Origin of the sequence: Streptomyces sp. NPDC048383 (assembly GCF_040651775.1) — a bacterium.
Classification (GTDB): domain Bacteria; phylum Actinomycetota; class Actinomycetes; order Streptomycetales; family Streptomycetaceae; genus Streptomyces.
This window is the reverse complement of sequence record NZ_JBEZKS010000045.1, coordinates 24,459-48,740: the sequence shown is the minus strand read 5'-3', so window position 1 is coordinate 48,740 and position 24,282 is coordinate 24,459. Positions and strand designations below refer to the sequence as shown.

23 protein-coding genes, 1 tRNA gene and 3 pseudogenes are annotated in these 24,282 nt (G+C 72.4%); 15 read left to right on the top strand and 12 right to left on the bottom strand.

Going from position 1 to position 24,282, the window contains the following annotated elements:
- Positions 1-79 precede the first annotated feature (79 nt).
- Positions 80-487: a hypothetical protein gene (locus AB0D46_RS27200; RefSeq protein ID WP_362881192.1), complete on the bottom strand. Its 408-nt coding sequence runs from the start codon at positions 485-487 to the stop codon at positions 80-82.
- Between the two features lie 245 nt (positions 488-732).
- Between AB0D46_RS27200 and AB0D46_RS27195 the strand changes: the two genes are divergently transcribed.
- From AB0D46_RS27195 to AB0D46_RS27175, 5 genes are all read left to right on the top strand, one after another.
- Entirely contained in the window at positions 733-2,328 is a 1,596-nt protein-coding gene (locus tag AB0D46_RS27195) for an alpha/beta fold hydrolase (protein ID WP_362881191.1), read from the top strand.
- 162 nt (positions 2,329-2,490) lie between these two features.
- On the top strand, positions 2,491-4,014 hold the full coding sequence (locus tag AB0D46_RS27190; protein ID WP_362881231.1) for an alpha/beta hydrolase: 1,524 nt from the start codon (positions 2,491-2,493) through the stop codon (positions 4,012-4,014).
- A gap of 133 nt (positions 4,015-4,147) precedes the next feature.
- Complete coding sequence (locus AB0D46_RS27185; protein ID WP_362881189.1) at positions 4,148-5,017, top strand: GNAT family N-acetyltransferase; 870 nt, start codon at positions 4,148-4,150, stop codon at positions 5,015-5,017.
- Between the two features lie 87 nt (positions 5,018-5,104).
- A complete protein-coding gene (locus AB0D46_RS27180) occupies positions 5,105-5,593 on the top strand; it encodes a hypothetical protein (protein WP_362881188.1) in 489 nt (162 codons plus the stop codon).
- 248 nt (positions 5,594-5,841) lie between these two features.
- A tRNA-Trp gene (locus AB0D46_RS27175) sits at positions 5,842-5,916 on the top strand.
- A gap of 47 nt (positions 5,917-5,963) precedes the next feature.
- Here the strand turns inward: AB0D46_RS27175 and AB0D46_RS27170 are convergent.
- The 4 genes from AB0D46_RS27170 to AB0D46_RS27155 form a co-directional block, all read right to left on the bottom strand.
- Entirely contained in the window at positions 5,964-6,305 is a 342-nt protein-coding gene (locus AB0D46_RS27170) for a hypothetical protein (RefSeq protein WP_362881186.1), read from the bottom strand.
- A 56-nt stretch (positions 6,306-6,361) separates the two neighbouring features.
- Complete coding sequence (locus AB0D46_RS27165) at positions 6,362-7,243, bottom strand: alpha/beta hydrolase (protein WP_362881184.1); 882 nt, start codon at positions 7,241-7,243, stop codon at positions 6,362-6,364.
- A gap of 172 nt (positions 7,244-7,415) precedes the next feature.
- Positions 7,416-8,588, bottom strand: a complete 1,173-nt coding sequence (locus AB0D46_RS27160; protein ID WP_362881183.1) for a UDP-N-acetylglucosamine--N-acetylmuramyl-(pentapeptide) pyrophosphoryl-undecaprenol N-acetylglucosamine transferase — start codon at positions 8,586-8,588, stop codon at positions 7,416-7,418.
- A gap of 330 nt (positions 8,589-8,918) precedes the next feature.
- Complete coding sequence (locus tag AB0D46_RS27155; protein ID WP_362881181.1) at positions 8,919-9,557, bottom strand: TetR/AcrR family transcriptional regulator; 639 nt, start codon at positions 9,555-9,557, stop codon at positions 8,919-8,921.
- A 251-nt stretch (positions 9,558-9,808) separates the two neighbouring features.
- On the opposite strand from AB0D46_RS27155, the pseudogene AB0D46_RS27150 reads away from it, so the two are divergent.
- Positions 9,809-10,102: pseudogene (locus AB0D46_RS27150) on the top strand (tryptophan--tRNA ligase); the annotation flags it as partial.
- Between the two features lie 106 nt (positions 10,103-10,208).
- Here the strand turns inward: AB0D46_RS27150 and AB0D46_RS27145 are convergent.
- From AB0D46_RS27145 to AB0D46_RS27135, 3 genes are all read right to left on the bottom strand, one after another.
- The gene (locus AB0D46_RS27145; protein WP_362881180.1) at positions 10,209-11,090 is read right to left on the bottom strand and encodes a geranyl diphosphate 2-C-methyltransferase; all 882 of its coding nucleotides are present in this window, start codon (positions 11,088-11,090) and stop codon (positions 10,209-10,211) included.
- A 14-nt stretch (positions 11,091-11,104) separates the two neighbouring features.
- On the bottom strand, positions 11,105-12,487 hold the full coding sequence (locus tag AB0D46_RS27140; RefSeq protein WP_362881178.1) for a family 2 encapsulin nanocompartment cargo protein terpene cyclase: 1,383 nt from the start codon (positions 12,485-12,487) through the stop codon (positions 11,105-11,107).
- A 167-nt stretch (positions 12,488-12,654) separates the two neighbouring features.
- Positions 12,655-14,067 (bottom strand): family 2B encapsulin nanocompartment shell protein, encoded by a 1,413-nt coding sequence (locus tag AB0D46_RS27135; RefSeq protein ID WP_362881176.1) that lies wholly within the window; start codon positions 14,065-14,067, stop codon positions 12,655-12,657.
- A 613-nt stretch (positions 14,068-14,680) separates the two neighbouring features.
- On the opposite strand from AB0D46_RS27135, the gene AB0D46_RS27130 reads away from it, so the two are divergent.
- Both AB0D46_RS27130 and AB0D46_RS27125 read left to right on the top strand, forming a co-directional pair.
- Positions 14,681-15,721: a DUF4436 family protein gene (locus AB0D46_RS27130; protein WP_362881175.1), complete on the top strand. Its 1,041-nt coding sequence runs from the start codon at positions 14,681-14,683 to the stop codon at positions 15,719-15,721.
- A gap of 26 nt (positions 15,722-15,747) precedes the next feature.
- Positions 15,748-15,988, top strand: a pseudogene (locus AB0D46_RS27125) (DNA topoisomerase IV subunit B); the annotation flags it as partial.
- 51 nt (positions 15,989-16,039) lie between these two features.
- On the opposite strand, the gene AB0D46_RS27120 reads toward AB0D46_RS27125, so the two are convergent.
- Positions 16,040-16,918, bottom strand: coding sequence for an aminoglycoside phosphotransferase family protein (locus tag AB0D46_RS27120; protein WP_362881229.1), 879 nt, complete (start codon positions 16,916-16,918; stop codon positions 16,040-16,042).
- Positions 16,919-17,278: 360 nt separating this feature from the next.
- Here AB0D46_RS27120 and AB0D46_RS27115 point away from each other — a divergent pair, with 360 nt between their 5' ends.
- The 3 genes from AB0D46_RS27115 to AB0D46_RS27105 all read left to right on the top strand — a co-directional run bounded on the left by AB0D46_RS27115 (position 17,279) and on the right by AB0D46_RS27105 (position 18,343).
- The gene (locus tag AB0D46_RS27115) at positions 17,279-17,413 is read left to right on the top strand and encodes a hypothetical protein (protein ID WP_362881235.1); all 135 of its coding nucleotides are present in this window, start codon (positions 17,279-17,281) and stop codon (positions 17,411-17,413) included.
- Complete coding sequence (locus tag AB0D46_RS27110) at positions 17,401-17,913, top strand: adenylate kinase (RefSeq protein ID WP_362881173.1); 513 nt, start codon at positions 17,401-17,403, stop codon at positions 17,911-17,913. The genes AB0D46_RS27115 and AB0D46_RS27110 overlap by 13 nt, the downstream gene beginning before the upstream one ends.
- 169 nt (positions 17,914-18,082) lie before the next feature.
- Entirely contained in the window at positions 18,083-18,343 is a 261-nt protein-coding gene (locus AB0D46_RS27105) for a hypothetical protein (RefSeq protein ID WP_362881171.1), read from the top strand.
- A gap of 58 nt (positions 18,344-18,401) precedes the next feature.
- On the opposite strand, the gene AB0D46_RS27100 is transcribed toward AB0D46_RS27105, so the two are convergent.
- Positions 18,402-19,862, bottom strand: coding sequence for a carotenoid oxygenase family protein (locus AB0D46_RS27100; protein ID WP_362881169.1), 1,461 nt, complete (start codon positions 19,860-19,862; stop codon positions 18,402-18,404).
- Between the two features lie 404 nt (positions 19,863-20,266).
- Between AB0D46_RS27100 and AB0D46_RS27095 the strand changes: the two genes are divergently transcribed.
- Positions 20,267-20,785, top strand: a complete 519-nt coding sequence (locus AB0D46_RS27095; RefSeq protein ID WP_362881168.1) for a hypothetical protein — start codon at positions 20,267-20,269, stop codon at positions 20,783-20,785.
- Positions 20,786-20,824: 39 nt separating this feature from the next.
- Here AB0D46_RS27095 and AB0D46_RS27090 read toward each other — a convergent pair whose 3' ends face one another.
- Both AB0D46_RS27090 and AB0D46_RS27085 read right to left on the bottom strand, forming a co-directional pair.
- A complete protein-coding gene (locus tag AB0D46_RS27090; protein WP_362881166.1) occupies positions 20,825-21,205 on the bottom strand; it encodes a metalloregulator ArsR/SmtB family transcription factor in 381 nt (126 codons plus the stop codon).
- Positions 21,206-21,391: 186 nt separating this feature from the next.
- On the bottom strand, positions 21,392-21,766 hold the full coding sequence (locus AB0D46_RS27085) for a hypothetical protein (RefSeq protein WP_362881164.1): 375 nt from the start codon (positions 21,764-21,766) through the stop codon (positions 21,392-21,394).
- Between the two features lie 486 nt (positions 21,767-22,252).
- Between AB0D46_RS27085 and AB0D46_RS27080 the strand changes: the two genes are divergently transcribed.
- The 3 genes and pseudogenes from AB0D46_RS27080 to AB0D46_RS27070 all read left to right on the top strand — a co-directional run bounded on the left by AB0D46_RS27080 (position 22,253) and on the right by AB0D46_RS27070 (position 24,272).
- Positions 22,253-22,837 carry an NUDIX domain-containing protein gene (locus tag AB0D46_RS27080; protein WP_362881163.1) on the top strand — a complete coding sequence of 195 codons (585 nt, stop codon included), beginning with the start codon at positions 22,253-22,255 and terminating at the stop codon, positions 22,835-22,837.
- A gap of 1 nt (position 22,838) precedes the next feature.
- Positions 22,839-23,369, top strand: a pseudogene (locus AB0D46_RS27075) (AAA family ATPase); the annotation flags it as partial.
- A 141-nt stretch (positions 23,370-23,510) separates the two neighbouring features.
- Complete coding sequence (locus tag AB0D46_RS27070; RefSeq protein ID WP_362881228.1) at positions 23,511-24,272, top strand: PIG-L family deacetylase; 762 nt, start codon at positions 23,511-23,513, stop codon at positions 24,270-24,272.
- Positions 24,273-24,282: the final 10 nt, after the last annotated feature.

Here is a 24,282-nt window from a genome sequence, read left to right as displayed (position 1 = left end):
GGGTGCGCGCGGACACCCGACTGGAGGCCGTCCCGGTCGACGTCCACCGCGAGCCGAGGCGCTGACGTACCTGGTCCGTTCAGGAGGGGCGGCGGGAGCCGGCCCTCTTCTTCCACGAGGCGATCAGTAGGGCGACCACGGTGGTCACGGCCAGGCTGCCGATGAGGATCATGCCGACGCCGATCACGAAGAGCCCGCTCCCGTCGTCCGACCAGTCGTAGAAGGCGGCGCCGGCCAACCCCAGGCTCGTGCCGAGCACGGCGGCCGCGATGTACTGACGGGAAGCCGCCCCGTACACAGCCACCAGCAGGGTCAGCACGAGCCCGATCACCTGCCAGGCCTCGTACGGGCCGGTCGTGGAGCCGTCCGCCTGCACGTCACGTTCCTGGTCCCACCCCAGCCACCCCGCCCACGCGGCCACCGCCACCACGACGAGCAGCAGGGTCACCAACAGTTCGTGTGCGGGCTTCCGCATGCCGTTGCTCATGGCCCCAGTCTCGGCTCCCCCGTCCGTCCACGGCAGAGCGGGCGTACTCAGATCCACTTGAGTACCCGCCCGCACCGGGCGGGAGCGGCGAGGACGCCGAGGTGTGCGCGTGTGCGGGTCGGCGGGGATGTCGATATCGTCGATTGTGTGCGATCCGCATCGTCGGTTGTGTGCGATCCGCCCGCGTCTTCGCGGGGAGTCCGCTCGCCGGGCAGCCGTGAATGACGGCAGAGGAACACGATCACATGGCACATCACCACATCCCCCCGAATCGTGCCGGCGTCCGCGTCGGTGCGACCGGCGCGGCCACGCTCCTGGCGCTGATGACCGGGCTCGGCCCGGCGCTCGGCGGGGGTGCGACGGTGCCCGGCGGGGACGGGCAGCAGCATCCGGCCGGGAGCCGCGCGGCCGCCGCCGGCTCGCGGTTCGTGCCCGGGGCCTGCCCCGGGACGAGCGAGCCGGTCGCGGCGCTGGAGAAGGCGCGCTGCGGGTTCCTGGAGGTCCCCGAGAACCGTGCGCGTCCCGACGGCCGGACCATCCGGTTGGCCGTCGCGGTCGTACCGGCCACCTCCGCCACACCGGCGCGGGACCCGGTGGTGTTCATGGCGGGCGGCCCCGGCGGCGACGCGTTCGACGACATCCCCTTCCTGGTCGACGCCGGTCTGAACCGTGACCGGCCGCTGATCGTCATGGCCCAGCGCGGGAACCTCCACTCGCAGCCGAACCTCGCCTGCCCCGAGATCGACCGGTTCGCCGCGCGGGCGGTGGGCCTGCGCTACGACGACCCCGCCACGGAGCGGCTCCAACTGGCCGCCACGCGGGAGTGCCGGGACCGCCTCACCGCCGACGGCACCGACCTGAGCGCCTACAACACCACCGCGAACGCGGCCGACTTCGCCGACCTCCGGACGGCGCTGGGCATCCCCCGGTGGAACGTGTACGCGTACTCGTACGGCACCGACCTGGCCCTCACCTACCTGCGGGAGCACCCCGGGGGCGTCCGCGCGGTGGCGCTGGACTCGGTGACGCCGCCGCAGACCGTCAGCCTTCCGTGGACGTGGAGCAGCGCCCGGGAAGGCTTCGACGCCGTCGTGCGGGCGTGCGCGGCGCAGCCCCGCTGCAAGGAGCGTCACCCGGACCCGTACGGCACGCTCACGGAGCAGGTGCGCGAGCTGGAGGCGCAGCCGCTGACGGTCTACGCCGCTCCCCCGGGCGGCGGGAAGCCCGTCAAGGTCGTCCTCGACGGCGGCGCGCTGGTGAACCTGTTGGTCGGCAACGCCGTACCGGCGGCCGAGGTCCCGGCCGCCCTCGACGAGTTGGCGCGCGGGAATCCGCAACGGTTCGCGCGGGCGCGGGCGGCCGGCGCGCAGCCCGATGTCGGTGCGGTCGCGCACGGGCTGACACAGTCGGTGGCCTGTGCCGAGTGGGTGCCCGGGCACACCCGCTCCGCCGTGTTGGCGGCGGGGCGCGAGGCCTTCCCCGGGTGGCCGGACAGTGTCCTGGCCGAGGCGCCGCAATTGCCGTTCCAACACGAGGCGTGCGGCGTCTGGAAGGTCCCCGACCGGACCGCCGTCCAGCGGGTGCCGACCGTCAGTTCCGTGCCGACGCTCGTCGTCTCGGGGACGTTCGACATGAAGACCGGGGCGAGTTGGGGCGCCCGTACGGCTCGTACGCTGTCCCGTTCGACCATCGTGCGGATCCCGGGGATCGGGCACTTCGTCGTCCCCCAGTCGCCGTGCGCGCAGGAGGTGCTGGCCTCGTTCTTCGCCCGTCCCACGGCGCCCGACACCCGTTGCGTGAAAGGTGTCGAGCCGAAGCCGTTCGCGATCGTCCCGAAGTGAGCGGGAGGCACGATGTCATCGTCCGACGCGCCCCGTCGCACCGTACGCCGCCGGCCCACCGGTGCCACGGCCGTGCGCCGCCGTACCGGCGCCGGCCCTGCCGTAGGTCGCCCGCGTGCCGTGCCCGCCGGATGGGCGGCCGGCCTCCTCCTCGCCGGTCTGATGGCGGCGCCCGCCCAGGCGGCCGGCAGCGGCTCCGGCCCGGGGGCGACCGCCGACGCGGCGATCGGGACGGTCGCGCGGGCCGTCGGCGACGCCCGCTACGATCCCGGCGCCTGCCCGAGGACACCGGAACCGGTGGCCGCCCTCAAGGGGGCCCGGTGCGGCACGCTCAGCGTGCCCGAGGACCGCGCCGAGCCCGACGGCCGGAGGATCGAGCTCGGTGTCGCGATCGTTGCGGCGGAGGCGGAACGGCCGAAGCCCGACCCGATCGTCTGGTTCGCGGGAGGTCCCGGGGACGACGCCGTCGGCGAGGCGCAGATGGCGATCGACGGCGGCCTGAACCGCGACCGCGACGTGATCTTCATGTCGCAGCGCGGTACGTACTCGGCGGACCCGGCACTGACCTGTCCCGTCGTCGACGAGTTCACCGCGCGCTCGGTCGGCCTCGCCTACGACGCGGCGTCCACCGGCCGTCTGCACGTCGACGCCACCCGGACCTGTCGGGAGCAACTCGCCACCCGGGGGGCGCTGCTGAGCGCCTACGACAGCGCCGCGAGTGCCGCCGACTACGCGGACCTGCGGCTCGCGCTGGGCATCGACCGGTGGAACGTGTTCGGCATCTCCTACGGCACCGATCTCGCTCTCATCTACCTGCGCGACCACCCCCGGGGCATCCGGTCCGTCGGCATCGACGGCGTCCTGCCGCCGTCGACGGCCGGGGCGGCCCTGACGTGGGCGAGCGCCCGGCAGGGTTTCGACGGCCTCTTCCAGGCGTGTGCGCGCCAGCCGGCCTGCGACGAGCGGTACCCGAAGCTGTCGGCGACCTTCGACCGCCTCGTCGGAGAACTCGAAGCCCGGCCGGTCACCACCTCCGTGAAGGTGCCCGGGCGCATGGAGCCGGTCGAGGTGGTGCTGGACGGCGGAGCCCTGGTCAACTGGCTCACCTCGGCAACCCATGTGGCGGCCGGTGTGCCCCGCTCCCTCGACGAGCTGGCGCACGGCAAGCCGCAACGGATCGCCGAACAGTGGGCGGCCGGCAAGGTCAGCCCCCAGGCCATCGGCCGCATTGCCCACGGCCTCGCCTACGGCGTCTTCTGCCGCGAGTGGGTGCCCTACGAGAGCCGGGCCGACGCGGTGCGGGCAGGGCAGAAGGCGTTCCCGTCGTTCCCCCGCTCGGTCCTGGCCGAGGCTCCGCAACTCCCGTTCCTGCACGAGGACTGCGCGACCTGGCGGGTGCCGCCGGCGCCGCGCTCGATCCGCGACGTCACCCGGAGCGACGTCCCGACCCTGGTCATGTCGGCCGGATTCGACGCCCAGACCGGAGCGTTCAACGGCCCCTGGGTCGCCCGCACGTTGAGCCGGTCCACCGTCGTCACCATCCCGTACGTGGCCCACGTGGCCTTCGCCGCCTCGCCGTGCGCACAGGAGATCACCCTCTCCTTCTTCGACACCCCGACGGCTCCGAAGACCGGCTGCGTCACGAACCTCAAGCCGCCGCAGTTCGAGATCGGCCCGAAACCCTGACCGCACCGGACCACACCGGACCGCACCGCACCGGACCGGACCGGACCGGACCGGACCGGACCGGACCGGACCGGGCGTCCGCGCGGCCGTAATTGAGGGGCCCTCCGACCACCCCTCGGCCTAGGGTGGCCGGATGAACGTGATGGAGATCGCGCCCGACCGGAGCGCATGGCGAGCCGGGTTCGATGAGCGGGTGCTCGCGGGGTACCGGGCCGCGGGGTGCTCGGAGCCGCTCGCGCGGGCCCTGCTGGAACGAGCCCTGGAGAACGTCGACCGTTGGACGGTGGCCACGGACGGCTCCGAGTGGATCGCCGTCGAAGTCAAACAGGACAACGGCAGCACGGTGGGCCGCATCCACGACCTGACGGCTCCCGAGGGACGCGCCTGGGCCGAGCAGTGGTGCGCCGAGCAGGGCGCGCAACGGGTGGAGGTCCGCCTCACCGGAGGAGCCGCAGGGTTCGCCGACTACCCCGTACGCCAGCAGATACGGATGCGCGCCTCGGCCGAGCGGCCGGAGCTGCCCGCCGGCCTGACGGTGCGTCCGCTCTCCGAGGAGGAGTACCCGGCCTGGTACGCCGGCGAGGAGGCCGGGTACATCGCGGACATCGTCCGGGCCGGCGTCCTGACGCCGGAACAGGCCAAGGAGAAGTCCGACCGCGACTTCGCCCTCCACCTCCCGCAGGGGTACCGGACCCCCGGTCACGCCTTCTACGCGTTGGAGGCCGAGGGACAGGTGGTCGGCACCGGCTGGGTGCGGCACGGATACCTGCCGGGGGTGACCTTCGGCTTCTCCTTGGAGGTGTACGAGGAGCACCGCGGCAAGGGCTACGGCAGGGCCGCGATGGCCGTCGGCGAATGGGCGTCCCGGCACGGCGGCGACGAGGCGATGATGTTCAACGTATTCGGCGGCAACGAGGTCGCCATGAGCCTGTACGACAGCACCGGTTACGCCGTACTGGACGAGTACCGATCACTCAACGTCCAGGCATCGAACGACTTCTAGCATGCCGGCACAGGCACCCCGCGCCCTGCCGACGGGCGACCCCACCCCGCCTCCCTGCCCTCATCGGGCAGCGGCGAGGATGCCCCTGTGGCGACAAACCTTGAACTCTTCGCGGACTACCACCAGATTCACGTCATGGACGAGGAAGGCGAAGGCGACTTCGGCGATGCGTGGACCGACCAAGCCGTCCAGGACGGGCTCTGTGTCACCGACGGCGGCTTGGCCGTCGGTACCGCCGTCAACGTCACCGTGGCGGTCAGCGTGCACATCCTCGGTGAACGGCCCGCGGATGACAGGGAGGACTTCGACCACGTCGTCGAGGCCGGTCTCCACCTGGCTTCGGGACGCCTCGTCGTGATGGGCTGCAGCGAATACTTCCCCGACTCGGCACGCTTCGACATGCCTGCCGACTGGGTTCGAGTACGAGCTTCTCGGCGGAACCTCGCTGCCGCCGTCCATGCGGACATCGACTCGTACGAGTCACCGGAGACCACCGAGCACCTTCGACTGCAAGCCTGGCCGGCCCCGTTCTCCGCGCCGGACATCATCAAGCGGTGGGTACAGCCCGAGACGTAGTCGCCCGTCGCGCGTCGGCTCTTCATGCTCACCGTGTCGTGATGGGGTGGCACAGGTTCCCGGCCGTGAACACGGGGAACTGCGGGCGCGGTACGACGCCTGTGCGTGTTCCGGGCGCTCCTCGCGTCGTCGAGGCCGAGTCGACCGGTCCGCCGGGTGCTCCGCTCAGAGGTCGGGACGGAAGCTGAGGGGCGGGAGGGGCCGGGCATGGGGCGCCGTATCCGCTGCGTACGATGGGGGCAGGGGGCGGAGGCGTAGCGCAGAGGTCGTCGCGCGCGGTCTCCAAAACCGTGAGGACGCCGGTTCGAATCCGGCCGGCTCCGCCTCTCCCCCTGCCGCGGACCCCCGCTCCGTCGGGCGCGGACCGGGCTCAGGCGTCGTTCGTGGGGGCGGACCGGCGTGCCCGGAACAGGGCCGGAAAGGCGACGCCGATCCCGCTGCCGATCGCCAGGCCGAGGGCCAGGCCGAGTCCGATGTTGTCGAACACGAAGAGTCCCAGGAGCAGTCCGACGGAAACGCCGAACGATACGCCCGCCGCCAGTCCCCTGGCGGCGGCCGGGTCCTGGGGCACGACGGGCGCGGACGCGGACGCCGGCGCCGGAGTCGACTCCGGCGCCGACTCCGGGCCCTCGGAACCCGGAATGGCAGGCTCCGGATGCCCGGGCCCCTGCGTCGTCGACTGCCCTTCCACGGAACGGTGTTCATGTGTCATGCACACAGTCTGGCAGACCCCGGCTCCCGACCCGCCGCCGGCCGGCCCGCCGCAGGTCATCCCTGGTCGAGGACCTCACGGAGGGTCGCCGCGAAGGCCTCCGGCTCACCCTGCTGACCGTACTCGCCGCCGAGGAAGCCCCCGTGGTGGCTGGGGAAGAGGAGCGTTCCGCCGCCCAGCGCCTCGGCGGCGCCGGCCGCGGCGCGCGCGGGGAACTGGCCCTGCGACTCCTTGCCCTCCCCGATGACGATCCTCGTCCCCGCGGCCCGGAGCGCGGCGAAGTCGGGCCGGTGGGCGGTGCAGCCGCGCATGTTCTGCCCCAGCAGGGGGTCGCCGCGCGTGCCGTCGTCCTCGGCGGGCAGGCCGAAGGCGGCCGGGTCCGGCGCGGGCTCGTCCCGCCAGTTCGCCGGGATCGCTCCCGTCCGGGTCGCCATGACCAGGAACTTCGCCATGGCAGGGCCCATCCCCTCGCGCAGGTACGTCGCATGGATGTCGGCGCACACCTCCAGGGCCGCCGCCCGGTCGGGCAGCACCTGCGCCAGCGGCGGCTCGTGCGCGACGAGGGTGCGGACCAGGTCCGGGTGGCGGGCCACCAGGGCCAGCCCGTTGACGGCGCCGCCGCTGCTGGCGAACACGTCGACGGCGCCGACGCCGGCCGCCTCGATCACCCGTCGCAGGTCCTCGGCGTGCTCGTCGGGCATCGTCTCGGCGGCGCCGTCCGTGCGGGTGCTGCGGCCCGTGCCCCGAGGGTCGTACGTGATCACGGTCCGGTCGGTGAAGTGCGCGGCCAGGCTCACGAACCCGGCGGCGTCCATCGGGGAGCCGATCAGGAACAGGGCCGGTCCGGTCCCGCCCCCGGTACGGTCGTCCGCGCCGTGGACGTCGTACGTGACGGTGGCGCCCGTGGATTCCAGCGTGCGGGTGACGGTCGAGGTCATGGGTTCCTCCTGCGGGTGAGTGCTGCCGAAGGGTTTGACCGTCGGCGGCGTCGGAACTCATCGCTCTGCGGCGCACGAGTTCCGGCAGCGCCGCGAAACACCGAAACACCGGAGCCCACCCCACCGCGAGGGCGGTGGGGTGGGCTCCGGAAGGGTCGAACCGTGCGGTCGGTCAGCCCGCCGCGGCGGCCAGCAGGACGTCGACGAGCCGCTCGGCGGCGTCGGGCCGCCCGTGCGCCCGGGCGCGCTCCGCCATGCCGTGGCGGAGGGCCGGGTCGGTGAGGAGCGGACCGAGGGCGTTCCAGAGGGTCTCCGGGGTGACGTCGCCCAGCAGGGCGACGGCCGCGCCCGCGTCGGCGAGGTGCTTCGCGTTGTGGGCCTGCTCGTTGCCGGCGGAGGTGGCGAGCGGCACGAACACGGCCGGCTTGCCCAGCGCGGTGAGCTCGGCCAGCGTGCCGGCGCCACTGCGGGACACGACGACGTCGGCCAGGGCGAGGACGTCGGGCAGTTCCGGTCCGACGAAGCCGGTGAGGTGGTAGCGGCCGGCGAGGACGGGGTCCAGGCCGGCGGCGGCCGCGCGGAGCTCGTCCACGTTGGCCGGGCCGCACTGGTGGATCACGTTCGCGTGGCCGAGGAGCCACGGCAGGACGTCCCGGACGACCCCGTTGATCTGCTGCGCGCCCTGGGCGCCGCCGGTGACGTAGACGGTCGGCAGCCGCCGGTCGAAGCCGACGAGGTTGAGCGCGTGCACCGCCTTGTCGGGGTGCCCGGTGAGCACCTCCGGCCGGACGGGGTTGCCGGTGACGACGGCGGCACCGCGCAGCTCGGCGGGGAGCAGGTCCAGCGAGGAGTCGGAGGACAGGGCGATCCGGGTGGCGGAGCTCGCCAGCTTCCGGTTGGCCAGTCCGAGGCGGACGGTCTGCTCGTGGAGGACGAGCGGGCGGCGGCACAGGCGCGCGGCGAGGCCGGCCGGTACGGCGACGTAGCCACCGGTGGCCAGGACGACGTCGGGCTCGAACTCGGACACGATGGAACGGGCCTGGGCGACGCCCAGGGGCACGCGCGCCATGTCCTTGACGTTCGCCGCGGACAGCATCTTGAGGGGGTTGGCCGAGCGGCGGATCTTGCCCGTGGCCACCGTCTTGAACGCGATGCCCTCGGCGGGCGCGACGCGCGCTTCGAGACCGTCGGCGGTGCCGATCCACAGGACGTCGAGCGTGCTGCCCTGGGCCGCGAGGCGACCTTGCAGTGTCCGGATCGCCGTCAGGGCGGGATACGTGTGACCGCCGGTCCCTCCGCCCGTCACGAGCAACCGGAAGGAACGCGGGAGTGCGGAAGTGTTCACCCTGCACACCCTACTGGCCTCGTACGCGCGTCCTACGATCGCGGGTCGGCGCGGGGTACCGGAGCCGATCGAAGCCCGCCGCGGAGACCGCTGCGAGGGTCGCCGCGGAGACCGCTGCGAGGGTCGCTGCGGAGACCGCTGCGGGGGCCGCACAACGCGAAGGTCCCGACCCCCTCGGGGGGCCGGGACCTTCGTTTCGGAGCGCTGGGCAAGCCTTGCACTTGCATTTCCCCACGGGAAGTGGGGCGTCTTTCCTTGGACCACCAACGCGCGGGCCGCTGCCGTGATCACGGCGGCAAGCTCAAGATCGACTGTAGCGCATCCGGCGGGCTACTCGCAAAGACGCCCGAGGTGGGCGTGGAGGACGTCCTGCGCCGCCTGCCGGCTGAGGTGGCCGATGAGGACGTGGGTGGTGAGCCCGTCGGCGAGGGCGAGGAGCGTGCGGGCCTCGCGGTGCGCGTCGAGGAACTCCACCGGCCGGCCGCCCCCCGCGCCGCCCTCCACCGCCGCGCCGGTGGCCGGACCCGCGTCCGCGTGCGCCTCCGCGATCAGGCGGGCGAACGCCTCCTGGAGCTCGGCGTAGTTCGCCCTCAGCGGTGTGGCGAGCGCCTCGCTCACGGCGGCCTGCGCGACGAACGCGAGCCAGACCCTGGCTTCGGCCCGGTGTTCCTCGCGCAGCAGCGCGACCTCGGTGGCCGCGTGCCCCAGCGCCGTACGGGCCGACTGGGCCGGGCTCCTGACGAGGCGGGCCTGGACGCGTTCGCCGATCACCTCCCCGATGTGCCCGAGCGCGAACACGAGCATCTCCTCCTTGGTGCGGAAGCACCGCTGGACGGCGCCCATCGACACCTGCGCGCGGGCGGCGACGTCGCGCAGCGACACGCCCTCCAGCCCGTGCTCGTCGGCGAGCTCGCAGACGGCCTCGGCGATGAGCCGCCGCCGGCCCGCGTGATCCACCTGTCGGGGCATGTCCGGCCGCCTCCTGTTCCCGGGTGTCCGTCGTACCGCGCGCTCCGCACGACGCGCGCGCTCCGCTCGCCAGGCTACAAGTTCCGATGCGTTCGCATTGCTTGCGGGCGGCGGTGCGGACCACTGGCGCTGTTCCCGGTCGTCCGCGGGGCCGGCTTCGGCGACGATCACGGCATGACGATGCGAAAGGGCGTACTGCGCCCGGGCCCATGAGGCCCGAAACGCCGGTCCTCCACGGTCCGGCCGATGCCGATCCGCCCGCCCGGCCCGAGGTGTCCTCCCTGGTGGTGCTCGCCGCGCTGTACCGGGGTCGGGACCCGTACGCGGTCGCCGAGGAGTTCGGCGACGGCGGGACAGCGGCCCTGGAGCGGGTGGTCACCGAGGCGCTCAACGCGCACCTGGCTCCGCTCAGGGCCCGCCGGGCCGCGTACGAAGAGGATCGGGCGTATGTGCGGGAGGTGCGGCGGGCTGGCAACGAGGGGGCCGAAGCGGTGGCCGGAACCACCTCGGACCGGGTGCGCGAGGCGATGGGAACCCGGTACCGACCTGCCGCCCGCTCCCCCGGGCCCGCCGGTCGACGGCGCCCCCGACGCACGGAAGAGCGGACCCGTGGGCACGGGTCCGGCCCGCCCGGTCGGGCGTCCACCGGGGTCAGACGCGGTCGGCCGCGATCAGCACGTACTGGAAGGAACCGTCCTTGTACGAGTTGATGAACGCCTCCTCGATGCCGGTGACCAGGGAGGACGTGGCCCGCAGTTCCCAGTAGGGCAGGGTCGCCGGGGTCAGGTCGATGACGGCCTGCGGTACGAGGCGGTTGTCGGCCAGCGCCCTCATGTACTCGCGCCGGGAGTGGATGTTGCACTCGAAGTGCGCGTTGATCTGTGAGACCCACTTCGAGGGCTGGCCGTAACGGGGGTTCCAGCAACCGGTGATGGTCACGTAGCGGCCGCCGACGGCGAGCACCCGGGAGTGCTCGGCGAACAGGTCGTGGAGGTCGACGTACATGCTCGACTCGTTGTTCCACGAGCCCGCGGCCTGCCCCGTCGCGAAGGGCATGTCGAGCATGTTGCAGACGCGGGCGCGGACGGAGTCGGCGATGCCCAGTTCGTGGGCGCGTTGGTTCGCGAACTCGGCCTGCTTGGCCGACAGGGTGACGCCCTCCACCGTGCAGCCGAAGCGCTGGTGGGCCATGACGGACGATCCGCCGCGGCCGCAACCGGCGTCCACGAGGGTGTCCTCGCGGCCGATCGTCCCGAGGTAGTCGAGCAGGACGTCGGCCTGGGCCGACTCCAGGCGGTGCAGCTCGGCGATCAGCTTCTTCTCGTACTCGCTGTCGGCGGTGTCCCCGAGCGCGGCGTGGTCGACGTCGCCGATGCCGTAGTGGTGGTGGTAGAGCCCGTCGACGTCGCCGAGACGCAGATTCACCGGCCGGGCCTCGTGGTCCCAGTAGCGGGCGATGTCACCTTGGTAGGGCGTCGCCGGGGTGGGGATGAAAGCCGAGGGGGTCGCGGTGGTGAGCTCGGTGTTGGTCACAGATGTGTCCGTCCTTACCAGAAGTCGGGGAGGCTGTAGCGGTAGGTGTTGGTCTGGTGCCAGTGGTGGTTGCCGTCGACCCACGCGGCCACGCCCTTGAGGAAGCGCAGTACGTTCGGGACGGGGCAGGCCGCCGCCAGGTCGGCGGCCGCGGCCTCGAAGGCGTGCATGAGTTCGTTGTGGACCTCGACGCCCTTGAGGTACGCGTCGCGGACGGAGCAGTCCTCGCGTGCGGCGATCACCACGGGCAGGTTCAGGTGCGTGCCGGGACTCGCCAGCTCCTTGGTGTAGGAGTACAGGTCGTTGACGATGGTGGTGGCGTTCCCGGCGAGCGCGAGGACGCGTTGCATCGCCGGTTGGGCGTGCAGGTCCGCCGGCAGTTCGTAGCCGCCGACGGTGTCGGTGATGGTGGGACACGGGCGGAAGTTGTTGAACTGCCGCATCGAGAGGTACTCCCACACCTCCGGGACGTACTCGGTTTCCGCCCAGGAGGCCTCGGCGAGGTAGCCGAGGTGCAGGCGGGCCATGTCGTGCCGGTACCGGTCGGCCTGGGAAGGGGTGGCCTCCTGGAGGAAGTACTCCATGGCCGATCGGTAGGCGCGGCGGGGTGCGTCGGAGTGCAGCGACCGGGCCCAGTCGGGCTGGTACTCGGCCGTCGTGTGGAGGGGGTCGAGCGCGGTGTGCGCCAACAGGAGGCGCCCGCCGAGGCCGATGGGCGAGCCGCCGTGGTCCTCGCAGTAGTAGTCGTCGACGGCGTTCTCGGCGGCCATCAGCCGGGTGGCGATCATCAGGTGCTCGATGGTGGGGGCGTCCGGATGGCAGCCGACCATGTACCGGCCGAGGGAGAAGCCGTCGAACTGGTCCTCCCAGTCCGGGGGGAACAGCTCGACCTCGTCGACCGCCCAGTCCTTGATGCGGCGGCTGATCTCCTCCGCCCGTACGGGGTCGGGTTCCGCCACCGGGTGGTGGTAGAGGCCCGGGATCGGGTTGCCGACCGGCGGCGTGGACGGGTCCACGGGTACGAGGGGTTCCTCGCGCGGCCGGGTCAGGTAGAGGCCCGCCGTGCCCAGTCCGCTCGGACCGCGCAGGATCCGCTCCAGGGCGGGACTGGACGCGGCCGCCGCGGCGGGGGCCGGGGCGTCGGGCGGAGCGGGTACCCCGACGGGCAGCGGCACCACCGGCGCCAGGGGGGCCACCGGCGGCACGGGGAGCGCGGGCGGGGCGGGGGTCTCGGACGGGGCGGGGACGGCCGGCGCCGCCGCCCCGGGGGGCGGGGCCGGCGGGGTCGGGCGTACGCCGCCGAAGGCGTCGATGCCCCGGTGGTGGCCGTGGGCCCCGAAGCGGGCCGCCGCGCCGGGCAGGCTCGACTGCAGGGGGGAAAGCCCGGGATCGGGCATCCGTGGCTCCTTGCTGGGTGGTTGGGCCGTCCCGGATCCCGGGCGTGGTGGGCGGGCCCGGGCGACTCCCGGGGCGGTGCGGCCCGTCCGGCCGGACCGGCCGGTGCGGCGGATGGGACCGGTGCGGCGGATGTGCCGGGTCGCGGGACCCGGCACGGACGACCTGCCTAGTCGGGCCGGCGGGCGATCTGCACGTTCTCCAGCACCCCGAGCGCGTCGGGCACCAGGATTGCGGCGGAGTAGTAGGTGGTGACCAGGTAGGAGATGATCGAGCGCTCGTCGATGCCCATGAACCGCACCGACAGGCCCGGCTCGTACTCCTCCGGCAGGCCGGTCTGGCGCAGGCCGATGACGCCCTGCTTGTCCTCGCCCGTGCGCATCACCAGGATCGAGCTGGTGTTGTCCTTGTTGATGGGGATCTTGCCGCAGGGCAGGATCGGGACTCCGCGCCAGGCCGGGACCTGCTGGCCGCCGAGGTCGACGTGGTCCGGGTAGAGGCCGCGGGCGTTGAACTCGCGCCCGATGGCCGCGATCGTCTTGGGGTGGGCCAGGAAGAAGCGTGAGCCGCGCCGGCGGCAGAGCAGTTCGTCGAGGTCGTCCGGGGTGGGCGGGCCGGAATGGGTCTGGATCCGCTGCTTGAACGCGGCGTTGTGCAGGAGCCCGAACTCCCTGTTGTTGATCAGCTCGTACTCCTGGCGCTCGCGCAGCGCCTCGATGGTGAGCCTGAGCTGCTCCTCGGTCTGGTTCATCGGCTGGTTGTAGAGGTCGGCGACCCTTGAGTGGACGCGCAGCACCGTCTGGGCGATGGAGAGTTCGTACTCGCGCGGGTTCAGCTCGTAGTCGACGAACGCGCCGGGCAGTTCCGCTTCGCCTGTGTGGCCGGCGGACATCGCGATCTCGGCCTCGCCGTGGCGGTTCTGCCGTTGCAGCGGGAGGGTGCCGAACCGCTCGACGTGGGCCCGGAGGTTGGGCGCCGTGGACAGGACGGCCTCGAACTCGGCGCGGGTGAGGGTGAGGAGGGTGCCGGAGGTGGCGGCGGTGGCGGTGTGGTCCCACGTCGCGTCGGTGTCCAGCAGGGCGTTCTCGCCGAAGCGGTCGCCTTCGGCGAGGACGGCGACGGCGACTTCGTCACCGTACTTGCCGACGGAGGTCTGGTTGATCCGGCCGTGGGCGATCAGGTGGATCCGCTCGGCGGGCGTGCCCCGTTCGACCAGCACCTCGCCGGCGCGGAAGTCGCGCTGCACGCACCGGTCGGCCAGCGCGGTCAGCACGCCGACGTCGTCGAAGCCGCGCAGCAGGGCGAGTTCGCCGAGTTCGCGGGGGATGACCCGGACGCGGGCGCCGTCCTGGACGAACTCGACGCGCCCGTCGCCGACGGTGTAGCTGAGCCGACGGTTCACCCGGTACGTGCCGCCCTGGGTCTCCACCCAGGGGAGCATCTTCAGCAGCCAGCGGGAGCTGATCTCCTGCATCTGCGGGGCGGACTTCGTCGTGGTGGCGAGGTTCCGGGCAGCGGCCGTGCCGAGGCTGCGCTGCGGGGGCGGTTCCAGCTGCGCCTCGGGGCTGGTGTCCACGGTCATCGGACAGGTTCTCCTTCGTAGCGGTGGTGATCGGCGCACGTGTACGCCCCCCGTGGGAAACGAGGGGGCGAATATCCGGGCAATCCGTCCAGATCCGGAAGCACACTAACCACGGCGAAGGACGGTCGGCCCCACGATCCCGGGGCCATTACCTCAATGCGGTGATCTTGTCGGTTGGGGTGTTTGAAGCCCGTTCAGACGATATTCGGACACGCCAAATACCCTTTGCCGCAATTGACTTGGGACACTTCGACAGCAGGAACGATTAACCCGGGCCCTCCCGGGTGACGGTCCAACACATCCGTCCCGTCGCACCGGCCGGGTGCCCTCGTCCTCGGTTCCTGATCGAACTCACCGCCGAGGACGGGCTGTGCGTCGTCACGGCCCCGAGCACCGCCGCCCCGCCGCTCCGCCGGGCTGGCGCCCGCCCGGCGTCCGACGCCGTGACCGGCGCGGAGTTCCGCCGTCAGGTGATCCGAGCGTGGCCCATGCAGGACTTCCCGGCCGACGGCAACGGGAACCCCCCGCTCCGCCCGTGACCAGAGCGGGCGGGGCCGCCACCACCGGCCCCCTCCGTCTGGCGCCCGCCGCGAGCCTCCCGCAGCATCGGATCATGGCCGACGGTGACGAGTGGGCGGGCCAGGTCGGACGGGAGGCCGCCGCCCGGCAGCTGCGCCGGGGCGTGGACGTCGTCCAGGACGTGAGCAGGCGCGGCGCCGAGCTGCCGTGGCGAACCCTGGTGATCTTCCTGGTGGTCGTCGCGGTGGTGTGCGGCGCGGGGATCGCCCTGTACTTCGACGAGCGCAACACCCGTCAGCAGACCGTGGTCGTCGGCCCCCAGCAGGCCGCGGACCGGATCGACGTCCACGCCGACGTCCAGCGCACCGACCCGGTGCTGCGCCAGATCACCCTGCGGGTCACCCTCACCCCGTTCGGCCGGTACGAGGGTCCCGACGGCTACCCCACCCAGGACCTCACCCTGTACGCCAACACCACCGGTGAGCAGGAACTCCAGTTCCCGGCGGGCAGCGGGCTCCGGGTGCGGGACATCCAGGTACCGCTCTCGAACGGCGCGTCCTCGGACTACCCGTTCGACAAGTACACGGCCGACTTCGCGTTCGCCGCGACGGCAGGCTCCCTGGACACCCGGGTGCCGGTCGTCCTGCGCCTGCACGACCAGGACCCGAACTTCGCGTACAAGAACGGCGACGGCTCCTACGAGGGGCAGGCGGTGTACCTGACCAGTGAGGTCAAACGTTCGCGCAGCACCTTCATCCTCGCCTGGTTCATGATCGCCGCCATGTGGGCGGTCGCCCTCGCGATCGTCACCGCCTGCTGGCTGGTGGTCGGCCAGCGGCGCGGGCTGCTCTGGCCGGCGCTCGGCTGGATGGCCGCCAGCCTCTTCGCCCTCGTCGGCCTGCGCAACGCGGCGCCGGGCTCGCCGCCCAACGGCTGTCTGCTCGACTACCTCGCGTTCTACTGGGCCGAGGCGCTGATCGTCCTCAGCCTCACGGTGCTCGTCTTCCACGGCATCCGCATCGAGCACGGCCTCGGCGGCCCGGTCACCGACCCCGGGCGGGCGGCGGTGTCCCGCCGGCGCCGGCCGCCCCGCAGGCGTACCGTCCCGGCGGGCCACCGCCGCCGCCGCTCCTGACGTCCGCGCCGCCCGGTGGTACGGGAGCGGACGCCGATGTCGACGGCCGGCACATGAGCACCCTGTTGCTCACCTTCCTGTTCCGCTGCATGCGGCCCCTCATCGAGGCCGGGCACGTGTACCTGTCCCGCCCCCCTCTACAAGATCAAGTGGAGTCGGGACGACATCCGGTACGCGTATTCCGACGGACACCGCGACAGCCTGCTGGACGACGGCCGGCAACACGGCGAGCGACTGCGCGACGACACCGTCCAGCGTTTCAAGGGGCCAACTGCTGCTGTGCCCGATGCGCCCCGAGCCGTGTCGCGCTCGGCGTGTTCAGCTGCCGAGGACCTCGCGGATGACGTGGCGGGCGTTGGCCGAGATGGTCGGATTGGTCGTCCGGTAGTACGGCAGCTGGATGACCGCCATGGACAGCGCCCAGCCCCGGCCGCGCGCCCACGTCGCGTCGTCCGCGTCCACCGCCTCGCGGTAGGCGCGGCGCGCCGGGGCGGGCAGCAGGTTCCAGGCGGGGATGAGGTCGGTGGCCGGCTCGCCCAGGCCCACGGTGCCGAAGTCGATGACGGCCGAGAGCCGGTCGCCCGCGAGCAGCAGGTTGCTCGGCATCAGGTCGGAGTGCGTCCAGCAGGCCGGACCCGTCCAGGGTGGTGCGGCGAGCGCGTCCTCCCAGGCCTCGGTGATCTCGTCGGCGTCGAAGGGTTCGTCGGTGCGCCGCAGGGCTTCGATCGCGGCCCGGACTTCCTCGTCCTCGGTGATCAGCGGCGCCCCCCGGTGCGCGGGTGGGCCATCGGGAAGGCCGACCTCGCGGAAGGCGACGGCGAACTCCGCGAGGTCACGGGCCACGGGGTCGGGCGCCGCCAGGTCGCCCTCGACGGGGTGGTGGCCGTCGATCCACCGGTACACGGCCCACGGCAGCGGATACCCCTCCCCAGGGGCGCCGGTCACCACCACCTCCGGGATCGGCAGCGGCAGCAGCGGCGCCAGCCGGGGCAACAGTCGCGCCTCCGTGGCGATGGCTTCGGCGCCGCCGGGACGCAGCGGCAGCCGGACGGTCAGGTCGTCGCCGAGCCGGTAGATCGCGTTGACGGTACCTGCGGAGGCGATCCGGGTGACCGAAAGGTCCGCCCACCGGGGGAACTGGGCGCGCAACAGCCGCCGGACCAGGTCTGCGTCGATATCCGCTTCGTCTGCGTGCATCCTGCTCATGCGCGACCCCCGCCCGCCCGTCGATCCCGTTCCTGCTGTGATCGTCGCACGGGCGCGGCGGGGCCCGGAACGGGTTTTCCCCGTAGCCGGTGCTTACGTGGGGCCGGCCGAGCCGCGGTCGCCGGTCCGACCGGGCGGCGAGGGGCATCGCGTTCGCTCGTCGGCGGAGCTCGCCGTCCGGCTCGGACGGTGGCGTGGGAGGAACTGGCCGAGCCCTTCACGTTCGTCATCGACGCCGGCGGCGTACTGCGACCAGTCCGCCGACTACTGCCCGGACGTCGGCTCCTGGCGTGCCGTCGCACAGGCCCTGGACTCCGCGGAATCGAGCACCCGTCCGGGTTCACCCATACCGTGGTGTTCCGTCGCTGTACGGTCTGCGGCCGGATCGGCATCGTGCGGGAGGACCACGTCGTCCGCGTCTTCTGCGACGCGGCGCTTCCCCACCAGTGGACCATCGAGACGGAGAACTCCCCATGGAACGCGTGATCATCGCCGGGATCTCGGGATCCGGCAAGACCACGACGGCGACGGCGCTCGCCGGTCGCCTCGGGTTGCCGCGAACCGAACTGGACGGCCTGTACCACGGTCCGAAGTGGGTGAAGCGTCCAGAGTTCGAGGACGACGTGGCCCGGTTCACCGCGGAGCCCCGTTGGGTGTGCGAGGAACAGTACTTCTCCACGCTCGGCGGCCTGTTGTGGGACCGAGCGGACACCCTGGTCTGGCTCGACCTGCCCCGACGGACGGTGATGTGGCGGGTCGTCCGCCGATCGGTCCTCCGGGTGGTCACCCGACGTCGACTGTGGAACGGTAACCGCGAGACGCTCCGGGAGTTCCTGTTCGACCCCGAACATCCGATGCGCTGGGCCTGGACCCGGCATGCGGTGAGGCGTGCGGCCATCGGCGAACGACTCGCGGCCCATCCCCACCTCGTCTCCGTCCGACTGCGCAACCCCCGCGAGGTACCCCGCTGGCTCCGCGCCCTCTAGCCCGGCTCCGCACGATCGGTCGGTTCCCGGCCGAGGGCGGCGGGCCGGTCCGCACCGTGTCCCGCTGCTGGGGACCTACCGCGGGCCGCTCCCACCGGAGCGACGGCGTCGGTACCGGATGCCGACGAACAGGCTGACAAGCGGCATCGAGGATCAGCACACTGACGGCATGCGATACGAGGAGAAGGCGAAGCTCACCCTGGTGAGAGCCCTGGTTCCGGTGGCCGTCGTGGCCGCCTCCCCCGTGCTGCTGACAGCCGGAGCCCCGATCCGCCGCCGCTACCTCCGCCACGTCTACCGCGATGAAGCCCCGCCCCTCCTGGACAAGGAGCGGGGGCGCATCAGCGTCCACTGGTTCGTGGTCAACAGCCTGCTCTTCGCGTTTCTCTGCCGGCCCACGGAGGCACTCTCCCGACTCATCGCCCGTTGAACGGCATGCCGAGGTCGTTCCGGCCGTGGGGGGAGGCGCCGTCGGCGGCGGGCGGCGGTCACGGCGTCGGGAGCCAGCAGCCGTGCAGGCCGAGCGGGACGCGTACGGGGATGCGGGCGCGGGCCACCGGGCCGGAGGCGGGGTCCTCGGCGGGGATGACCAGGAACCAGCTCGACCCGTCGGTGCGGTCGGTGGCGAAGGCCAGCCAGTAGCCGTGCCCGTCGGAATCCTGGCTGGTGGGATCGTGACCGGTGGGATCGTGACCGGGGTCGGGGGCGAAGACCGGCTCGCCCACGGACAGGTTCCCGGCCGACCAGACGCGGGAGGTGCCGGTCTCGGTGTCGTACCAGCGCACGGCGTCGTACTCGCCGGTCAGCAGGTCGGTCCGACCGGTGCCGGTCGCCAGTGCGACGTGCCGGTGGCGACGTCCGATGCGGCGGTCGTCGATCCGGGGGAACTCCACCCGTGTGTCGTCCAGCATGGTGCGGGCCATGCTGCCCGCGGCCGGGTCGATGCGCGCCCGTACGAGTCCCCCGCTCACGGGGTCCGACGCGTCCTCGGGGCCACCGCCGAGGAGCAGCCGGCTCCACTGCACGTAGTCGAGGATCACGGCGGCGTCCGCGTCCGGGCCGTCGTCGTAGGCGTTCACGGTGTGCCAGAGCCAGAAGGCCTCGTCGGTGGCCCAGCGCGGGGGTCCGCCGTCTCGGGGGATCAAGGCCACGCGGGTGCCCCGCTCCGGCCGCCAGGCCAGGAGGGAGCCGCCCGACAGGGCGGCTCCCAGGTCGAAGAAGGCGGGGGCGAGGACGAGGACGGCGTAGCGGGCGGTGAGGGCCATGTCGTGGATCATCATCGGTTCGTCCACCCCGTCGATCGGGGTGGGGCCACGGGTGACCGTCCCCTCACGGTCGATGACCGACCAGGTCAGGTAGGGCGGCTCCAGGCCGTAGCAGAAGACGACCATCTCGCCCGAGACCGGGTCGATCTTCGGGTGCGCGGTGATGCCGGCGGGCAGTGCCCCGGCGAAGTCCTCCTTGCCGAGCGTCTCCAGCTCCGTCCCCACCCGGTAGGGGCAGGCCGACTCGGCGAGCGCCAGCAGGCGTCCGCCGTGCCGGACGACGTTGATGTCGGGGAGGTCCCGGAAGGTACCGGCGAGTTCCGGGCCGACCTGGTCGACGTCCGGCGTGATCATCGATTCGAGGCCGCCCCACAGGGCGCGGCCCGCCCGCTCCTCGGCGAGCAGCGCCGGGGTGCGCACGAAGCGGTTCCGGTAGCGGGCCCTGCCTCCGGAGAGCCGGATGCCGTGCAGCATGCCGTCCCCGTCGATGGGATAGAGGTAGGAGCCGATCGGCGTGAACCGCGGATTGGGCCCGTTGCGCAGGTAGAGGCCGTCCAGGGCGGCCGGCAGTTCCCCGGTCACCTCCAGGTCGGCGACCTCGACCTCCTCGGTCACCGGCGTGAACGAACCCTGCAGGTGGGGCACCCGGGTGGGGTCGAAGCGGGGTGGTGTGTGCGTGTTCACGGGACCTCCCGGCATGCGCTCGTGGCCGGAGGGCTCCCTGCCCGCGGTGAGCCCTCCGCGGGCACGCTTGTGCGGCACCTTCCAGTGAAACGCCGGCCCGGCGCGGGCGCCACGCGACCGGACGCCGCGTCGGGGGCGGGAACGGCTCCGCTGCTCACGGGGTGGGGGAGCCCCGGGGAGGTGTGCCACGGCGGGCGACAAGTACGGTGAACTGTTCGGGCGTCATGTCCGGCCCCACGTAGGTACGGAGATCTTGCGCGGGCACGGAGCAACTCGTGCCCGAGCGGAGCACCTCGTGCGCGTACGGGCCGTCCGTCCGGGCGACCCGTCCCCCCACCAGGCCCATACGACCGAAGCGACCGAAGCGACCGAAGCGACCGAAGCGACTCATGACTGTGAACGACATGGACCGAGCCCCCATCGACGACACGCGCTTCGGCGCCGTCACCGTCCGCCAGGACGGTCAGGACCGCATCGAGGTCGCGGGCGACGTGATCCCCCGAGCGGTCCTGGAGCGTTCCCCCGCGAAGGATTCTCCCGCGACGGAGGCCGACCCCCAGATCGCGATCGGCACCCGGGACCCGGCTCTCCTCACCCTGCGCGTCGACGGCCGCGAAGCCGAGCTGAGGCCGGCGAAGGGCGGACTGAGCCGGCGTTCGTACCGGGTGGACGTGACGTACGCCGGGGCCGTCTACCGGCTGGTCCCGGACTCCGTGCCCAGTAGCAGGCTGACCCGTGACGGCACGCACATCGGCGACTTCTCCTGCGACGGTGACGAGCTGGTCATCGCGGAATGGCAGGAGGGCGCCGAGGTCCGGCCGGTCGACGCCTCGATCGGCTACGTGCTGGCGTCGGCGTTCGGTACGGGCGGTCAGCCGATGTGGATGATGATCGTCGACGGGGTCACCGACGCGCTCCCGTAGCCCGCGCCCGGGCCGGGAAGCGGCAGCAGCCGCAGCGGTTCAGTCCCCGTGGATGCTCGGGGTGCGCAGTGGGCCCGTCGGCGTGTCGGTCGGCTCCACCTGGCGGAGTTCCTGGAGGAGTTCGTACTGGCCGGCCAGGAGTTCGGTCAGGATGCGGCGTGCCGCGCGCAGCAGGTCGGCGACGTCCCCGCCCGCCAGCGCATAACTGACCGTGGCTCCGTCCCGTATGGAGACGACGATGCCGGACCGCCGCAGCACGGCCAACTGCTGGGAGAGGTTGGACGGTTCGATGTCGATCTCGGCGAGGAGTTCCCGTACGGGGACGGGACCGTTCTGCAGCAGTTCCAGCACACGGATGCGGACGGGGTGGCCCAGCATTCGGAAGAACTCGGCCTTCGCCTGGTACAGGGGTACCTGCATTCCCACGCATGCTCCCGCCGTGTGCGTGGAACGGTTCGTGCCGTTCCGGGGGTTCGGGGTCGGACAGCTGTCGGAACCCATCTTCCCGTTCCGTGGGCCCACGCATGTCTGAGGTTGACCGGTTTCAGATGTGTCGAGTTGAAGAATCTTGCAACTCGTGGGCATGCGTGGGCCCGTGAATCCGGGCTACAGCTCCAGCGCGGCCTCGATGCGCTTCAACTGGTGCCGGGCCATGGCGAGGTTGGAATTGCCCTTGTCCAGCACGACGTACAGGAAGAGGCCGTCCGTCCCCCGCCCCCTGAGCAGCCGGATCAAGTGGTACTGGCTGCCCAGCGTGATCAGCAGGTCCTCGATCTCGTCGCGGAGCCCCAGCATCTCCAGCGTGCGGACCTTCGCCCGGATCACATCGGTGTTGCCCGCCGCGGCAACGACCAGGTCAAGGTCCTTGCCGCCGCCGAGAGTTCCGAGTGCCATGCCGCTGGTGTAATCCACCAGCGCCGCCCCCAGCGCCCCTTCGATCGAGGTCATCGTCTCCTTCAAGGACACTTCCACGTTCGCCATCGGTCCAGCTCCCTCACGTGCCGTTCACCACCGGGGCCCGACACCCGCGTGCGCGAAGTCGGACCGATTTCGAAGGTCACGCTACTGAGGACGCCCGACGGTGGGCGGGGAATGACGAACATGGCGGAAACCGCTCCCCCTGCGGATCGGCTGCCCCATGTCCCCGTCGAGCGCGGCCCGTCGTCGGCGCGGAAGACCCGCAAGTCCCCGATCGAGTGCTTCGGGGAGCCGTCCACTCGAACGTGTGAGTTCGGAATCCGGCGGTCCCGAGACGACCGCCCGGCGCCACACTTGCGCAATTCCGTTCGAAAAACTCGCCGCCGAGGGCCCGTTACGGTGCCCTGTGGTGAGGGGTCGTTCGAGTGCCGCTCGGTTCCGCGTCAGCCAGGGAGGACCCATGCAGACAGCGTTCAGCCGCCGCCCCAGGGGTGGGGGAACCGCACAGGATGCCGCCGCACCCGCCTCCACCGACCCCGGGACCGGACGGTGAGCGGCCGTGAGCGCTACGCGCTGACGGTCGACGTCCATCTGATCCTGGCCCGCGACGCAGCGACCGGTCCGGAAGTGCTGCTGTCCCGGCGGGCCGGCCCGGTGTACGCCTCCGGGTTGTGGCACCTGCCGTCGGGGCATCTGGACGGGCCGCACGAGGACGTGGTCGAAGGCGTCGTCCGGGAGGCCGCCGAGGAGACGGGCGTCGTCATCGACCGGCAGGACGTGGCCCTCGCCGCCACGGTGCACCACCGGAGCCCGCACGGCCGCGCCCGGATCGGGTTCTTCTTCGAGGTCCGGAACTTCACGGGCGAGCCGGCCATCATGGAGCCCGCCCTCTGCGACGCGATGGGCTGGTACTCCCTCGGCGCGCTGCCCGCGCCGATGGTGGCGTACTGCCGCGCCGGGCTGGACGCCTATCGCGACGGCCGTCCGGGCGCCGTCCACTTCCAGCGACCCGGCGACCCGGTCCCCCACGACGGCGACGGTCCGGTACGCACCCGGCTCCTGAAGGGACCCCGCGCACGAGCAGTCACCGACCCCGCCCGGACAGCGCGCAGCGGCTTCCCCGGGGGTCGGTAGCGTGGCCCGCGGGCTCGTGGGAAGCGCGGAGACCCGGCTCGTGGTCGTGCGGGGGAACTCGGCCTCGGGCAAATCCTCGGTGGCGGCCGGAATCCGCGACCGGTTCGGCCGTGGTGTGGCCCTCGTCGGCCAGGACAACCTGCGGCGGATCGTGCTGAAGGAGCGCGACGTGCCCGGCGGCGCCAACATCGGGCTGATCGACACGGTCGCCCGCTACGCGCTGGACGCGGGCTACCACGTGGTGATCGAGGGCATCCTGTACGCCGACCGGTACGGCGACGTGCTGACCGACCTGCTCGACGACCATCGCGGGCTCTCGCGCTGCTACTACCTCGACATCCCGATCGAGGAGACGCTGACCCGACACGGTACGAAGGTCGACCTCGCCTACCGGGCCCAGGTCACCGAGCGCGAGCTGCGCAGCTGGTACCGCGAGCGCGACCTGCTCCCGGGCGCTCCGGAAACCGTCATCGGAACGGACAGCGCCCTCTCCGACACGATCGACCGCATCATGAACGACACCGGGCTCGCTGCCCCTTGGTGCCCGGTACCACTCGCGCACGGCGGCCCCGACGCGGGTTCCGACGCCGGTTCCGGTTCGGCCGCGGTGGCGCCCACGGCGATCCCGCACCTGCCCGTTCCGCTCCCGAGGAATCGAGAGGACCCGTCCGCCGTGCCCTGCCCCGATGTCCTCGCGGTGTACGCCCATCCCGACGACGAGTCCCTGTCCGCCGGCGGGATCCTCGCCCGGCACGCCGCGGCGGGAGCCCGTACCGGCGTCGTGACGGCCACCTGGGCCCCCGACAGCCACCGCGCCGCTGAACTCGCCGACGCGTTGCGCCTCCTCGGGGCCGGGGAGCCCCGCATGCTCGGCTACGCCGACCACCGGGTCCCGGAGTCCGCCCCCGGGCGACCACGCTGGTGCGACGCGCCGCTCGACGAGGCGGTCGGGCGGGTCGTCGCCCACGTACGCGCCTTCCGGCCGGGCATCGTGGTCACCCACGACGCCCACGGTTCCTCCGGCCACCCGGACCACGTCCACACCCACCGCGTGACCCTGCTGGCCGTGCACGCCGCCGGACTCGAAGGGTTCCTGCCCGAGGCCGGTCCCCCGTGGCGGCCGAGCGCCCTTTACCTCTCCTCGCATCCCCGCTCGGCCTCGGGCGAACTGGCCGAACTGCTCGGCGGGGCCGGCAAGCGGCTGCACACCGTGCCGGACGACACGCTCGACGCGAGCGTCGACGTCCGGCCGTGGGTCGAGCAGAAGTGGGCCGCGATCCGGGCGCACCGCTCCGAGGCGGCCCGGGCGGGCTCGCTGCCCGCGCTCCTGTCCGCGGTGCCGGAGGCGACGCGGGAACGGATCCTGGGGACGGAGTGGTTCCTCCGGCTCGACCTCACCGCCCGCTCCGGCGATCCGAAGGCGCTGAACGGCTGAGCGCCCGGCT